At 40.6% G+C, this 15,678-nt stretch carries 13 protein-coding genes and 2 tRNA genes; 4 read left to right on the plus strand and 11 right to left on the minus strand.

Annotation, left to right across the window (positions count from 1 at the left end):
- Positions 1-137 precede the first annotated feature (137 nt).
- Positions 138-1,706 carry a glutamine-hydrolyzing GMP synthase gene (gene guaA / locus MKX14_RS14890; protein ID WP_240282811.1) on the minus strand — a complete coding sequence of 523 codons (1,569 nt, stop codon included), beginning with the start codon at positions 1,704-1,706 and terminating at the stop codon, positions 138-140.
- Between the two features lie 385 nt (positions 1,707-2,091).
- On the opposite strand from guaA, the gene MKX14_RS14895 reads away from it, so the two are divergent.
- Positions 2,092-3,309: a DUF445 domain-containing protein gene (locus MKX14_RS14895; RefSeq protein WP_240282901.1), complete on the plus strand. Its 1,218-nt coding sequence runs from the start codon at positions 2,092-2,094 to the stop codon at positions 3,307-3,309.
- A 65-nt stretch (positions 3,310-3,374) separates the two neighbouring features.
- Here MKX14_RS14895 and MKX14_RS14900 read toward each other — a convergent pair whose 3' ends face one another.
- The gene (locus tag MKX14_RS14900) at positions 3,375-3,812 is read right to left on the minus strand and encodes a DoxX family protein (protein WP_002114126.1); all 438 of its coding nucleotides are present in this window, start codon (positions 3,810-3,812) and stop codon (positions 3,375-3,377) included.
- A 194-nt stretch (positions 3,813-4,006) separates the two neighbouring features.
- Here MKX14_RS14900 and dedA point away from each other — a divergent pair, with 194 nt between their 5' ends.
- The gene (gene dedA, locus MKX14_RS14905; RefSeq protein WP_046813005.1) at positions 4,007-4,645 is read left to right on the plus strand and encodes a DedA family protein; all 639 of its coding nucleotides are present in this window, start codon (positions 4,007-4,009) and stop codon (positions 4,643-4,645) included.
- Between the two features lies 1 nt (position 4,646).
- On the opposite strand, the gene MKX14_RS14910 is transcribed toward dedA, so the two are convergent.
- The 5 genes from MKX14_RS14910 to bolA form a co-directional block, all read right to left on the minus strand.
- Positions 4,647-5,237: a LysE family translocator gene (locus MKX14_RS14910; protein WP_046813004.1), complete on the minus strand. Its 591-nt coding sequence runs from the start codon at positions 5,235-5,237 to the stop codon at positions 4,647-4,649.
- Between the two features lie 214 nt (positions 5,238-5,451).
- A complete protein-coding gene (locus MKX14_RS14915; RefSeq protein WP_046813003.1) occupies positions 5,452-5,838 on the minus strand; it encodes a hypothetical protein in 387 nt (128 codons plus the stop codon).
- A gap of 10 nt (positions 5,839-5,848) precedes the next feature.
- A complete protein-coding gene (locus MKX14_RS14920; RefSeq protein WP_005071966.1) occupies positions 5,849-6,691 on the minus strand; it encodes a ParA family protein in 843 nt (280 codons plus the stop codon).
- 75 nt (positions 6,692-6,766) lie between these two features.
- Positions 6,767-7,159: a SirB2 family protein gene (locus MKX14_RS14925; RefSeq protein WP_240282813.1), complete on the minus strand. Its 393-nt coding sequence runs from the start codon at positions 7,157-7,159 to the stop codon at positions 6,767-6,769.
- Between the two features lie 11 nt (positions 7,160-7,170).
- On the minus strand, positions 7,171-7,479 hold the full coding sequence (gene bolA / locus MKX14_RS14930) for a BolA family protein (protein WP_002114074.1): 309 nt from the start codon (positions 7,477-7,479) through the stop codon (positions 7,171-7,173).
- A gap of 230 nt (positions 7,480-7,709) precedes the next feature.
- Between bolA and MKX14_RS14935 the strand changes: the two genes are divergently transcribed.
- Both MKX14_RS14935 and MKX14_RS14940 read left to right on the plus strand, forming a co-directional pair.
- Positions 7,710-7,785 (plus strand) — tRNA-Gly (locus MKX14_RS14935).
- A 44-nt stretch (positions 7,786-7,829) separates the two neighbouring features.
- Positions 7,830-7,905, plus strand: a tRNA-Gly gene (locus MKX14_RS14940).
- A gap of 163 nt (positions 7,906-8,068) precedes the next feature.
- Here the strand turns inward: MKX14_RS14940 and MKX14_RS14945 are convergent.
- From MKX14_RS14945 to MKX14_RS14960, 4 genes are read right to left on the minus strand one after another with little or no spacing between them, the layout of a single operon-like run.
- Positions 8,069-8,830 carry a 4'-phosphopantetheinyl transferase family protein gene (locus MKX14_RS14945; RefSeq protein ID WP_046813544.1) on the minus strand — a complete coding sequence of 254 codons (762 nt, stop codon included), beginning with the start codon at positions 8,828-8,830 and terminating at the stop codon, positions 8,069-8,071.
- Positions 8,823-10,688, minus strand: a complete 1,866-nt coding sequence (locus MKX14_RS14950; protein WP_133481959.1) for an alpha/beta fold hydrolase — start codon at positions 10,686-10,688, stop codon at positions 8,823-8,825. The genes MKX14_RS14945 and MKX14_RS14950 overlap by 8 nt, the downstream gene beginning before the upstream one ends.
- 53 nt (positions 10,689-10,741) lie before the next feature.
- The gene (locus MKX14_RS14955; RefSeq protein WP_046813542.1) at positions 10,742-12,016 is read right to left on the minus strand and encodes a DUF1302 family protein; all 1,275 of its coding nucleotides are present in this window, start codon (positions 12,014-12,016) and stop codon (positions 10,742-10,744) included.
- Complete coding sequence (locus MKX14_RS14960; RefSeq protein WP_240282815.1) at positions 12,013-15,663, minus strand: outer membrane lipoprotein-sorting protein; 3,651 nt, start codon at positions 15,661-15,663, stop codon at positions 12,013-12,015. The genes MKX14_RS14955 and MKX14_RS14960 overlap by 4 nt, the downstream gene beginning before the upstream one ends.
- Positions 15,664-15,678: the final 15 nt, after the last annotated feature.

Below are 15,678 nucleotides of genomic sequence, written 5' to 3' on the forward strand. Positions count from 1 at the left end.
GCACTTCATAACAATTTCTTAAGCTCGCTCATGTCGCAACTCAGGCAAGAAGCGCTGCTTCTTAAAACCAGATACTGCTGCGGGCATAGCCCTTGGCGTAAAATTGGCAAAATGCGTTGCATTTTGAACCCCCAATTTTACTCCCACTCAATCGTTGCTGGTGGTTTAGATGACACGTCGTATACAACACGTGATACATCTTTAATTTCATTCATAATACGCGTTGAGATTTTATCAACCAATTCGTATGGTAAATGTGCAAAACGAGCTGTCATAAAGTCAACCGTTTCAACTGCACGAAGCGCAATTACCCATGCATAACGACGACCGTCACCTACTACGCCAACTGACTTAACTGGTTGGAACACAGCAAATGCTTGAGCAGTTTTATCATACCAACCGCTGTCACGAAGCTCTTGCATGAAGATGTCATCAGCAAGACGAAGAATATCAGCATATTCTTTCTTCACTTCACCCAAAATACGAACACCTAAACCAGGTCCCGGGAATGGATGACGGTAAATCATGCTATGTGGCAAGCCAAGTGTAGTACCTAACTTACGAACTTCGTCTTTGAACAAGTCACGTAAAGGCTCTACCAATTCAAATGCTAAATCTTCTGGTAAACCACCTACGTTGTGGTGAGATTTAATTACGTGTGCTTTACCTTGTTTGCTTGCAGCAGATTCGATTACGTCTGGGTAAATCGTACCTTGTGCTAAGAATTTCACGCCATCAAGTTTACGTGCTTCTTCAGCAAAAACTTCAATAAATTCACGACCAATGATTTTACGTTTTTTCTCTGGATCAACTTCACCAGCCAATGCAGTTAAGAAACGTTGTTCAGCATCTGCACGAATAACACGGATACCCATGTTTTCAGCAAACATTTGCATCACTTGGTCACCTTCGTTTAAACGAAGTAAACCATTATCAACAAATACACATGTTAGCTGGTCGCCAATTGCTTTATGTAAAAGAGCAGCAACGACAGACGAGTCAACACCACCAGAAAGACCTAAAAGAACTTTTTCATCACCGATTTGTTCACGTAATTGTTCTACACGTAAATCAATGATGTGTTCAGGGGTCCAAAGACCACCACATCCACAAATTTTATGAACGAAGTTTGCAAGTAACTCTTCACCTTTTGCCGTGTGTGTTACTTCTGGGTGGAATTGCACGCCATAGAAACGACGCGCTTCATCACTTACAGCAGCAACTGGACAGCTTGGTGTGCTTGCAGTAATGGTAAAGCCTTCTGGAATCTGGCTAACTTTGTCACCATGGCTCATCCAAACATGAAGTTGGTTTTCACGGTCTTCTAAGTTACCAATCAGTTGGTCGCGTTTAACGATATCAACTTCGGCATAACCAAACTCATGTACAGTACCCGGCTCAACTTTACCGCCTAACTGTTCAGACATGGTTTGCAAGCCATAGCAAATACCCAATACTGGAACGCCTAACTCAAACACTACTTGTGGTGCGCGAGGGCTGCCTTCTTCATGCACACTCTCAGGTCCACCTGACAAAATAATGCCATTTGGCTTAAAAGCACGAATGTCTTCTTCAGACATATCAAAAGCATACATTTCAGAGTAAACACCAGCTTCACGTACACGACGTGCAATCAGCTGACTATATTGAGAGCCGAAATCCAGAATCAGGATACGATCTTCAGTAATTTGAGTATTGGTAGTCATGACAAACCACTAAATGGCAAAAGAATTAAGCGCGCCATTTTAACATTTTTCGCGCTTCGGCGCACCGCAAATCATCATATATCTTATTTTTTTCATATCAGAATCATTTCTATAATTGGATTGTTTGATATAAATCAAAATTTACTTATATTTATCAACTGTATGGGTTACGCTTAAAAACTGCATATGTATTGATAAATTCATCACATTCTATGCAACATCGCCTTGAATTTGATGTTAAGATGAGCCGATAAAACAGGCATTACCATGGAAAGGTAAATACCATAAGCGATATTTGTCTGTGCTTAAACAATTATCCATTTTTATGGCTTGTTGCCCCCTATCAAAATCAATAGAAATCTAAGGAACAACAATGCTTCAAACTATGATTGCAGATTTCCAGCAACATTTTTGGTTGTATGTCTCTATTCCTTTTATGAGTGGTTTAATTGGCTATATCACCAAGGTGGTTGCCATCCAGATGATGTTTTCACCACTTGAATTTAAAGGTATTAAACCATTTTTGGGTTGGCAAGGCATTGTGCCTCGCAAAGCCGAGAAAATGGCAACCATTGCTGTTGAACTCATGACAGCAAAGCTGATTAAACCTGAAGAAATTTTTGCACGCCTAGATCCTAAACGTATTGCCAAAGAAATAGAAAAACCTCTACTTGCAGCGGCTGAAGATATTACTCGTGACGTTGCTCAAGAGTATCAGCCCGGTTTATGGGAAGGCATGCCAGAATTTGCTCGCCAAAGACTCATCCGTCGTGTGCAATCTAAAGCACCCGAAATCGTTGAACACATCATGAGCGAAGTACAACATGATGTGAATCGATACTTTGATATTAAACATCTTGTTATCAGCAACTTGCTTAAAGATAAACGTTTACTCAACAATATTTTTAAACGTGTAGGGAAACAAGAATTTAAATTTTTTAGTAACGTGGGTTTTGTATTTGGCTTCGGTATCGGTGTGATTCAGATGCTGTGCTGGATTGTCACTCAAGGAAAATATCCTTGGATGCTACCTTTGTTTGGTGGTTTTGTGGGTTTCTTTAGTGACTGGATTGCACTGCAAATGATGTTTAGACCACTTTATCCTAAAAAGATATTGGGTTACACATGGCAAGGTCTGTTCATTAAACGTCAAAATGAGGTTGCAGCTGACTATGCAGCTTTAATTTCTAAACAGCTTTTAACTTCACGTCACATGATGGAAGAGTTATTTTCGGGTACACATTCTGCGCGTGTTATTGATCTGGTTAACCGCCATGTTAAACAAGAAATTGATATGCAAGCTGGGGTTATTCGTCCCTTAGTTGTATACGCAATTGGCGGAGAAAAATATCAGAATATGAAATCACAAGTTGCTGAACGTATTATGCAACAGCTTCCAGAGACGATGAAATATGTAGAGTCTTATGCAGAAGATGCAATGAATATTCGTAGCACACTCATTGAACGTATGCAAAAATTAACACCTTCTGAATTTGAAGGGATGTTACGTCCTGCATTTAAAGAAGATGAGTGGGCCTTGATTGCAGTCGGCGCAGTTCTTGGTTTCGTGGTTGGTGAATTGCAAATCCAATTTATGCTTTAATTTTTAAAATAAAGAAATAAAAAAACCGGATGAATTGCTCATCCGGTTTTATTTTGTCTTACATCTTATTTTTCAATTGCATGATCTAAACTAATACGGCCAGCACCATGAAGCATTAGGAAGAATAAACCACCTGCCATTGCTAAGTTTTTCATAAAGTGGATGCCATTATTGTATTGTGCCGCTGCATCAGCCCCACCTTGGTGGAACAAGAATGCAGTTAAAATACTGAAGATACCAAGACCGAAAGCTGCAAAGCGTGCTTGGAACCCAAATAACAAGGCTAAACCACCACCAAACTCAACCAAGATAACTAAAGGAAGAATCCCACCTGGTACACCCATTGCTTCCATATATCCTGCAGTCGCTGCATAACCGGTAATTTTCCCCCAACCAGCAACAAGGAAGATATAAGCCATAAGAAGACGAGCAATAAGGCTAATAAAACTGTCTGCGCCGGATTGCGTTACGATATTTTTGACCACTACATTTGGATTAAACATTTTGCCACCTTTATTTAAATGCTTATTTATTCATGAGCTCATTCTAGGTTTGGGACATTGATAATTAAATACTCAAAATCCATATATATCGTTGCACAAACAGGATGATCAATTTGTATATTTTTGATGTTTTATACTGACTTTCTATAGGCTCACTGCTAGGATTTGAGCACGGTTTACCACTTAATCATCTCATGGAACTTATTGATTTTATTCTACACGTTGATCAGCATCTCGCCGAGTTTATTACAAACTACGGGACGTGGATTTATGGCATTTTATTTTTAATTATCTTTGTCGAAACCGGTTTAGTGGTTATGCCGTTTTTACCCGGGGATAGTTTACTATTTGCAGCTGGTGCTTTAGCAGCATCTACAGGTGCGATGGATCCATGGTTATTGGGTGCTCTACTCTTCATTGCTGCCGTTTTAGGCGATACAGTGAACTACCATATTGGTCGTTTTATCGGTCCACGTGTATTTGAAATGAATTCACGATTCATTAATAAGCAGCATTTAATTAAAACTCAAGAATTCTTTGCTCGTCATGGTGGCAAAACAATTATTTTTGCTCGCTTTGTTCCATTTGCCCGTACTTTTGCCCCTTTTGTTGCGGGTGCTGGCAGCATGAACTATAAGTTTTTCTTAACTTATAATGTGATTGGCGCATTTTGTTGGGTCGCTTCTTTTGTGGCATTGGGCTATCTATTTGGAAATATGCCAATCGTTAAAGATAACTTCACTCATCTTATTTTTGGCATCATTATTATTAGTGTTTTACCGGGCATCATCGGCTTTATACGTGAGAAACTAAAAAGTCGAAAAACCACTTAATTTAGAAGAAACGGAATACCACTGGAAGCATACATAAAATGAGTAACATAGCCGATCCTTTATATAAATGATCGGCTTTTATTTTCTGTACTGGGCCCGTTAATAATGCACGTCCAAAAATCATCCAAAAACTCGCAACAGGAATAAGAGTCAATGTAAAAACACCAAATACCATTAGACAATTTTCAGGTGAATTCCATGTTTCAGCAGGAAAAATACCAGCGGCAAAAAGCAAAGACTTCGGATTTCTTAAAGTTGAGTAAAATAATTGACGTGGGCGAATATTACGATGGTTTTGACTAAATTGTTGTAAATGCGTCGTTTTCCATAATCGGAATGCCATCCAAAATACATATGCCACACTTGTAATATGCAAAATGAGCAATAACGCAGGCCAAACTGGTGCTGCCAAATGAATAAACACAGCCCAAAAACTAATCCCGTAGGCATAGCCTAACCATTCCATGGGGATAAGCCAAAATGCTTTAGATAAACCTTGAGAATGAGCAGCGGTTGCAAGTAAAGCATTTGTCGGCCCTGGAATGAGCAAAACAGCCAACATTGCCAATACAAAAAACCAACTCTCAATCATAAAGTTTCCATAATATCCAAGATGGGGCCACCTTAAACGAAACAGGTAAAATATAGCAAGTTTATGAGGCTTTTTGAATACAAAAAATACAGAATTTTAGAAGCTTTAAAATTGATAAATCATTTATTTATATTAATTTTATTATGAAACATTTTGCTAAACTTTATTCATCACAACATGCCTTAGTTAGCATATTGTGATGCAAAGTTGACTATTAATTGGTCTTTTTACGGACAATAATTGGACAATTTTTGAACTGAGCAGCCTGAACAATCGCTTCTTGTTGGCCTAAAACACGTGAAAGTTCGGTATTTTTCGTTGAAGAAGACTGTCCCATATTTACAGAAATAGATGGACCGAATCCCCAACCACCTCGTCCCCAGCCACCACCGAGTCCAAGACCAACACCCATACCAGTACTTTTTGGAGTTTGCACGCCATTGTCGATATATTGCTGAATACGGTTATATTCACTTTGTAGCTGTTGGCAGCTCAAAGATTGATATTGTGTCGGAGACACATAAGTCGGTTTTACCGTTGTAGCACAAGCGCCAAGGAATAAAGTGGCTGCCACCAAAGGCACAATATATAAGCCTTTCATCATTTTTCTCTTATCGTTTTGGCTCAATCTCACCAAACAATGTCTCATAAGCTTGAGTCAATTTATGTTCGGGTGCCAAATGGGCCAAAGGTAAATTTTTCTGATGCGATTCTTTCATCAAAATCGAAGGCGGTAACATGCTATTGAGTACAGGCAACCCTTCATCTTTTAACTGCTGAACCACTTCCCGAGGTAATTTTGCTTGGGATTGGAATTGATTCACCACAATTCCTTCAATTTCCAAGCGATCATTATGATCATCTTGCGTTTCGAGGACATTTTCAATCAATGTTTGTAACGCACGCTTTGAAAAAACATCACAGTCGAAAGGAATAAGTACTTTATCTGCTGCAATCAGAGCAGAAAGAGTAAAAAAGTTAAATGCTGGTGGTGTGTCTATATAAATACGGTCATATCGCCCAACTAAGTTTTGGATCGAATCACGTAATTTATAAATTTTATGTTTACTTTCAAGCGCATGTTCAAGCGCGCCAAGTGTAGGGCTTGCTGGAAGCACATCTAATTTTGCAAAAGGAGTTGAATGAACAAAACTGTCGAGATCTTTATTTCTTGGAGCTTTTAAAATTGAACCTAATGCGTTACCGATTAAACCCTTTTGTTGATTGTTGCCCAACACATCATCAAAGAAATTTTCGATATTTGGCTCTAAAATTGATTTTTCAGCAGAATAGGTTGCTTCGTCACCTAAAAGATACTGACTAGAATTGGCTTGGGGATCAAGATCGATCACCAATGTTCTTAAGCCATGTTTGGCGCTAATTGCAGCCAAATTTACAGTAATACTTGATTTCCCTACACCGCCTTTTTGGTTAAACACCACACGAGTTAACATGTTTCCCTCTGCATATTATTTACTGTACGCAGTTTAACCTAGAGCTTAATCAAAAAGGCAAAGAATGTAGAACAATTAAGCAAAAACAGGTTTCACAATCACTAAGATAATAATAGCAATAAATGCAATCGCACTAATGACTAAACCTGCACGACGCTGTGCCAACAAAAGAGTGTCATCTTTTTTAAAGGCTTTCATCAGGGAAGATAACAACACTAAAAATAGAATAACTTTAGCGTAAAACCAAGGTTGTACTTGAAAGTGTTTCATGACTAACAAAATTGCACCCGTAATGAAAACCACGGTAAATGACAAATGTTGTAAGGCAACTAATACTTTACGCCCTGCTGGATTAGGTTGTTCACCTTGAACACCTATAAACAGAGTTGAAGCGCGTAAAACAAAGACCATAAGTGCGGCAGCTACCGCAGTCATATGAATAATTTTAGTGAGTAAATGTGCATCCATGAAATTAACCCTTAGCTTTTAGGTGCATGTGCACATTCTGGGCTAGCAGGTGCTTGACCTTGCCACTCACTTGGCAAATAAGCATGAATTGCTAAAGCATGAATTTGGCCCGGATTCATCAAATCAGAAGCTAAGGCGTATACTTTTTGATGACGTTGAACCAAACGTAATCCATTAAATTCGTCGCTCACTATAATCACTTTAAAATGAGATTCTTTACCTGGAAAATAACCACCGTGCCCGGCAGACTCATTGATCACTTCCAAATGGCTAGGTGCAAGTGTTTGTAACCGTTCAATCAACTGTTGTTCAAGGCTCATAGCTTTTCCTTTTACGATTATTCGTATATTTGAACCTAGTATACCCTGTCTACACACAAACAAAAGTTGCTCTTGTATGCTTTGACTTCAAACAAAATGTCTATTTATTCGGCAACTTAACAACAAAAATACCGCTAAATCCTCATTTCTGTTTTTATTTTATGCAATCAGCATAATTATTTGCATAAAGTTGTTGACCCTTGTTTTGCTTAATGTATTATAAGCGGCACGCGGGAATAGCTCAGTTGGTAGAGCATAACCTTGCCAAGGTTGGGGTCGCGAGTTCGAGTCTCGTTTCCCGCTCCAAATTGGTTTTTTTGAGAAAGTTTTAGTAAAAACTGCTTATATATGCGGGAATAGCTCAGTTGGTAGAGCATAACCTTGCCAAGGTTGGGGTCGCGAGTTCGAGTCTCGTTTCCCGCTCCAAATTTAAAAGGCCCTAGTCGAAAGACTGGGGCTTTTTTCTTTTTATCGTTCCATGATTTTACGTTCTATCGATTCACAGCATATTTTGAGAATAGCTCGACTCAAGCCTGAGTGTTTCATTAATAGACTCAGATTTTTAAACCACTAATTGTATCGAGTTAATCTAGTTATATTTGCAGTGTACTGGTGTTATCCGATGCGTAGATATACACGGCACTAATTGAAAATAATCTAGATCAAATCTTTCTTGGGCAAGACGCTGCTGTAAACAGATTGAAAAGATAAAGTTATGATCATAGCTATAACTTTGGAAATAATATTCTTCTGTCTTTTGAACATCACCAGTCGAATCGAGAAAATCTATATGTTCAGCTAACACATGAAAGTTGAGCTTCTTTAAATGACGGCTCATTCCTTCACCAGTACATTTAATATAGGATTCTTTTAAGGTCCATATATGAAAAAACCGCTGATATACACTGGATGGATCAATCCTTTCATTTTCCTGAATCCATTCAATTTCACTTGGCGCTAACACGCTATCGACACGCATCCAATCGAACTCACGGTCCACCCGTTCAACATCGACTCCTATTTCTCCTTCTTTAGTCACAGCAAGGACAATAACGTCCGCTGAGTGACTAAGATTAAAATAAATAGCCTTACTGCCTTGTACAAAAGGTTTGCCGTTCGGTTGTAATTGAATATTAACTTCATGGGGTGAAATACCCAATTTATCTGCTAAAACAGACTTCGTTAAGACACGAGAGATTAAGAAAAGTCGTGCAGCCTGAGAATGATATTGATCATATCTCAACTTTTCTGCCGCATTGAGAAAGCTGAGATAATGACTCAATATTAAGTGGTTTTGTGGCACCCGTGAAACTGGGCAGACATAAACCTGTACTTTGGAAATATCAGACATCACTGAGCTGTGCTGTGGTGCTGATGTATTTGGTTAGAACAGGTGCGAGATAGTCAGAAACCGCATCTACATGTGTAACGTGCGGATTATGGCCTGCGCCAGCGATAACATGTATAGGGATATCTGAGCTTATTGTGGTAACAATTGGGTCTTTATCTCCCACAACGATTTCAACTTTAGATCCAAGCTCATGTAACAAAGCTGTTTGAGTTGCACGCTGTTCTGGCAAACTAATGCGGTGCATATACTCACTAATATGCTTGGCTACCGACACTCGACGTAATGAATCCATCGCATAACCAACCGCCGGATTCTGTTGCCCATCTGGATGTAGGTCTTTAGCAATCACATCTTTTGGCACAAAACGGAAAATAAGGTTAGAGAGGGTTTGTATCCGAAACATTTTAGCGGCCTGCGCCTGAACAAAATAAGGCGATATGAGAATAAGGCGTGCAACTTTATCTGGATATTTCTTTGCAAGATTCAATGCAAAGAGACACCCTAGCGAGTGTGCAATAACAACACTATTTGGCGCTAAAAGCTTTGCAGCAGTGTCGATAAACTGACGGTTGTTATCCTCCACCACCTCATAACTGCCTGAACGCCCAAGTCCCGGCAAGTCCATCATAGCGACTTGATCGTATGTGATTTTATTAATTATTGGAGACCAACATGCACTATCAAATGGAATACCATGTAAAAATAATGCAGAAGATTTTTCCGAACTAACCGACTGTTTAGTATAAATTTCTGTCCAATATCGGTTTTGATAGCTAAAAGAATTAGGTGTTGAAACTTGCATACGACCAAATCGTGTAAGCACCAGACGATCAATCCAACGAGAAAAATAAGGAGTGATATTAATCAAGTCCGCGATGCCCATCTTCACCGCCATCGCCTCTGCCCCATCAACATGGTAGTGCTCGGTAGAAATGAAAGAAAGTTGCTCTTTGGAACCATCAAGTAATACCTCAGGTAGTTTCTCTAATAGACCTTTGGGTACTTGTAAATGTGGTGAGCTAACCCCTAAATGCTCGGCAGCGAGGTGAACTAGACGATGAAATTTCGGTGTTGCAGGATCAAGCAGCATATACTCCTGAGCAATCGTCTCAGGATAAGACATCGTTCGGATGAGAAAGTTCACGATATACTGCATATTGCATAGTGGCAGGAATGTGTCACGGCCACCAGGCAGCGCCAGCAGACGTCCCTGATAGAGCTTATCAATCATGTCAGCAACACCAATGTATTGCATATCGCCATAATTATAAAAACCATCAATGACAGTCGCCGGATTTATTGCAGTCCATGGTACATTTAAACGCTTACAAGCCTCAATGAAAGCTTGATAACCCAAAATTTTTGAAGCTTCATAGCCACCATGTTTGCAATACAACTCATCAGCCGACTCTTGCGGCGGAGCAGCCACACGATATCCACCAATCCAGATAAATCGCTCAAGCTGCTTCAATGTTGCGGCCCATTTAATCAAAGCAAGCCCTGACTTAATATTTGTACGCTCAGCTTCAGCTTTGCTAATTCCCCAATTAAATGATGCAGCAAGATGATAAATCACATGGATCTTTGCTTGAGCATCCGATAATAGAGAGTCCAGCTTAAAATCACGGCTTAAATCATATTCAACAAATGAAATAGATGGATCGACTAGCCCTTCTGTTGCAATGAAACCTAACAGTTTATCTTTCTTGATTGCGGCATTACGCAGCGCAGCGATCACCTGATGACCTTCTCTCAAAAGTTCAACGATCAGTCTACTGCCAATAAAACCCGCAGCACCTGTTACTAATATGGTCTTCTGTGAAAAATTATCTTTTTTTGCGTTATTTAAATTATCCATATATCACCTTATTAGGGACTGGGCACTCCTACATTGTTTTGGAGCGAATTATCTTAAAAGTTATATCGAACCTGAGCATACACCAGACTGTTATCTCTAAATTGTCCTAACACCGTATCATTCCTGCCCCAGAAGCGATCTCCACCTGCATTAAGTTGCCAGTGATCATCGAGGTTGTAATTAATACGTACTCTTAATAATTCATTAGGCTCTGGTGCAAAATAGAATCCGGTTACTTCAAATTTCAGATTATCATTCAGTAGATTAAGTGCATAGCGCAACATAGCTCCGTACTGATCCTGCTCATATTGATTACTGATGGTTTGCTGATAACGGTAAACTTCTCTCAATGATGGATTGGTTAGACTATCGGCGGATCTAAAGTCTTCCGTATGTTTGTACACGCCGACCAAACTCAGCGTAGAATTCTTCAATGCTAATTCTGGTCCCATAACTACGGTCAGATTATTTTTTTTGTGCGTAAGATCTTCACTGCCATCTGAGTCTGTCTGCGTATAGGCAGCTTCACCTCTCCACACAATATCGTTATGGTTATAACTGAAATCAACTCCATAGACAGACATAGGATTATTTTTCAGCTGCAATGTGGCCTCTCCTGTTGGAGACGCTGAAAGAACTGACAGATCAGGTATATGGTCCGAACCTGAGAAATACGATGCTCCTACATCTAGACCATCTACGGAATAATCCCAACGCATTGCAAATGCAGGACGGCTCTTACGGTCTATGTCATACTGAACACCAGCAATCTGACGCAATGGAATCACATCTGAACGACTACGCGGATACCATAATGCAGTCCATTTATTGGTTCCAGATTCAGGAATATACGTCAATTTGATTGCATCATTTCCAAGACGTTGATCTGTTTCATCTGGTACTAGGCGCGTATAGTCACGAGGCGATAGATTATCTGTTGGATTAATCCCATCAGCTCTCCCCCAGACGACAATCTGACGCCCAACATCAAGATAGAATGTCTGATCCCAGTTGTAAGAGACATACAACTCACGTAAGTTGCGATTCACCTTACTCACCTGATCTGGGTTTACAGTATGGTCCGTTTCATCTCCAATATTTATGTCATAACGGATCTTGAACTCAGGGTTAAACTTGAGTGTACCATTGGACCAGAAACTTGCTTGCCCAATGTTTTTTAAAGAACTTAAATCCCGATCTGATGACCAGACATCGAGTCTGGCTGAGTTCTGGCTCACAAAACTAATTTCGTTGTCATCTGCATAAGCATGCTGCAGTAGCATAAAGCTACTGCAGCATGCAAATACCCAATAGGCACCTTGCGTCATTTTTCAAGACTCTGCGGTGAGAAAATCTTATCGGATAAAGTTTTTTCTGCGACAAAATCATTGACGATCACTTGTGTCATATGCTGAGTTTGCAGATTCTTCGCCATAGATTTCATGGCTTGCCATCTTGGTTTCACTTTGCCGTAAGGACGGATATCCGTGAACTCAATATGCTTTAAGGGTTTGCCTGCTGTATCCCAAATGTCGATGGTTGCTGTAACAAAGTTGTCTTTGAGTATGCACATGCGACGTTTGCTATAACCAAAGTCACTCTTCACAGTATTATTGATTGGCGTTGCTTCGATCATGTAACAATCTTTGCCATTAAATTTGCCATCTGCAAGTTTCGTGTACTTCCAGTCACTTAACTTATAGCCAAGGACATCACCATAACTAAAGTCCGTGCCAATAAAAGCATCGCCCTTATTCGCTGATGCAAGACGGCGTACTTTTTTCAATGCAGGCAAATAGACAAACATGCTATCGCTGCCTTTTGCATTCTCAATCAATAGCGTTGTGGTGCCTTGTACATCTGCTGGCGAGATAAACTCGGTCAAACGCATGTTGTTCTGAGTGTTTCCCGCAAGTTTGGTCATATTTTTAGTCAGACGTACACGTTGCTCACCACTTTTAGAGGTCAAAATAAATTTGGCGCTAGCAGTTGAAGATAAGAACTTAGAGGCATCATTACTACGATTAACAATGTCTTGAACTTCATCTGCATGAGATGTTTTAGGCAATGAAAAGGTAAGCGCCGTACCCAACAAAAGGCTTGTCACAACTGTTTGTGCAACAGGAAGGCTCTTCTTCTTTGAAGAAAAGATAAAACGAGGTTTCAACATCAGAATCATTGTAGGTACCATAATTAAGGTTGCAAATACACTGAAAAGCATTGCAATCACAATAAACATTGCGAGCCATTGATGGACATGGAAGCCTTGCGACAAAGACAATACGCCATACCCACCAGCGACCGCAGTCGCAACAAAAAGCGAAGCCTTACCAGCAGTACTTAAAGTTTTACGAATAGCGTCTTTGATATCACCCCCTTCTTCGCGCAAGATTTCACGCAAGCGATAGAGGAAGTAGATGGCGTAATCCGCACCAATACCTACTGCCATGGCCGAGATAAGTGAATTCGGAATATTGAGCGGAATGTCGAGCCAGCCCATTACGCCAAAGATGGCAAGAATTGAGAACAGAAGTGGTGTAAGAACAATCAGTCCCGCTGAAATCGAACGGAAGACCAGTGCTGAAATAAAGAATACGGCAAATGAAATTTGTAGAATGTTCATTAGCTTGCCGTGAACCATCGTTTCAGTTAAAGCAATGGTTTGCGTCACATCACCACCAAAACTTACTACAGCTTTATCACCCAATTGACCCGCCATATACGTTTTTAGCGACTCAAGGATTTCTTTGATTCGATGATTACTACCTGTTTTCAGAAGAATCGTGATCTTGGCATAGCGTTGAGTGGTATCAATGTAAGATTCAAAATCAGTTGGTTCTCCAGACATTGAATACAACAGCAGATATTGAGCAACGACATCCTTGGTTGCAGGAACCTGAAATGCCTGTGGCTGATCGGCATTCATTGCCTGATTCATTCGTTTGATATAGTCCACGATAGAGATGGTTTTACCCACCTCTGGAATTGAGTTTGCGAACTTTTCAGTATTATCAATCGCTTTTAGGATTTCAGGGTTTTCAATACCATCACGAACCTTCGTATCAACCATAATGTAAAGGCTATTTGTGCCACCAAGAGACTGATTTAAAAATCTGTCGTCTTGCTGCATTGGTAGGTCACGAGAGAAGAAATTACGGCTATCGTTGTCGACCACGATACGGCTCGTGCCAATAGCAAGAAGGACACCCATCGCAGCAATCGCAGTCATTAACATCATTCTCGGACGGACTGACAAAATGACATCACCAATACGGTTTGGAATCCAATCCCAGATCGGCAAACCTTTACGTTTGACCTTTGTAGCCGAAGGCGGTGGCAACATTGAGCGGAGTGCTGGAATAAAAGTCATCTCAATCACCAGCGTACTGATGATCCCGATTCCTGTAAAAATACCGAATGAACGAATCGTTGGAATATTGAAAGTCAACAATGAGAAGAAACCAGCCGCTGCAATACCACCAGCCAATACCATAACCGGACCCACACGAACCAAAGACTGCACTACAGCTTCACTATTGGCAGCTTTAGGTTCCATTCCCTGAGCAATCAAACGATCAAAATCTTCATAGTAGCGCTTGAGCAACTGCACGGCGTGCCCTGCTGCAATGGCCAGAATCAGAATCGGCGTAGGCGAGTTAAAGATATCCATTGGCTGTTTGAACAAGCCCATCATGCCCATACCCCATGCCACAGCCAACAAAGCTGTAACGAGTGGCAGAATCAAACCTTGCTTGCTGCGGAATGCTTCAAAGTGCAATAAACCAATCACCAATACGGCAATCGGGAACAAGATATTGATACGTTTAGAGTAATCTTCAGCTTTATCCAGATACACAGGATTACCACCGACACTAATGGTCATATCTTTAGATTGTTCACTCTCTACGATTTTGTTGATTGGGCCCATCATTTTCTGGAAGCCCTCTGGACTTTCCTCAAGCTCAAGCAAAATCGCAGCAGTTCTTTGATCTTTCGATACCACTGAATTCATATAGGTTGGATTCAGTGCCAGTAGTTTTTTCAGGTGATCGATATCCTCCTGAGTGACTGAACTACTCGGCAATAGTTTCTTGGCATCGAACCCTTCAGAATTAGCCTCGATCCCTTTCGCCTGACGTGCAGCCAGACTCATCATAGTTGAGCGAACTACACCGGGTGCATTATCAACTTCTTCGGTAATGCGTTTGACTTTCTCCAACACCTGCGGCTGATAAATATCACCCTGCTTCGGTGTAATACCGATCACGACCATATATTTGGAGCCGAATTTCTTTTCAATCAGCTTGGTCGAGGTGATGTACGGATGCCCTTTAGGCGCAAGTGCATCTGGGTCAATAATAATTTTTACACCAGATGCCAGATACGCTAGAGCAAGTGTTAAGAGCATCACCACAGTCAACACAATACGACGATGGCTAAGAATCCAACGTGCGTATTTCTCCATTACTTGTTGAGTCTTACGAGGTGGTTTACTGGTCTCGATAGTTGGTTTATTTTCATTGCCAACCGACTCATAGGCTTCACCCTTCTGAGCCAGAGCCTCAAGATTATCAACATCTTTCTTGAACTGGGCGAGCACCATCTTTTTTAGCAGTGCTGGCGGCAATACACCAAAAAAGCTACCCGGCTCTGCCTCAAACACCCATTCAATCCACGTACCTTCTGCATGTGGTTTGAAACGGTAAGTACCTGTGTAGTGAAAGGGTCCTTCCACTACTTTAAACGCATACAATTCATTCGGTACCAGATGTGTAATTTCACCTTTAAAGGACATTTCACGACCAATAAAGCTAAAACCAATCTCGTACTTACTGCCCACACGCGGAGTACTGTCTAGCAGTTCAGAATGCTTACATGACAATTGCCAACCTGCATCATTGGCCGGGTTTGCAAGGTAGTTAAAAACCTTGTCAATCTCGGCCGGTATGAGGAAAGCATGTTCTATGGTCACCATAGTGGTTCTACCTTC

Source organism: Acinetobacter pittii (assembly GCF_022449185.1).
GTDB lineage: Bacteria > Pseudomonadota > Gammaproteobacteria > Pseudomonadales > Moraxellaceae > Acinetobacter > Acinetobacter pittii_I.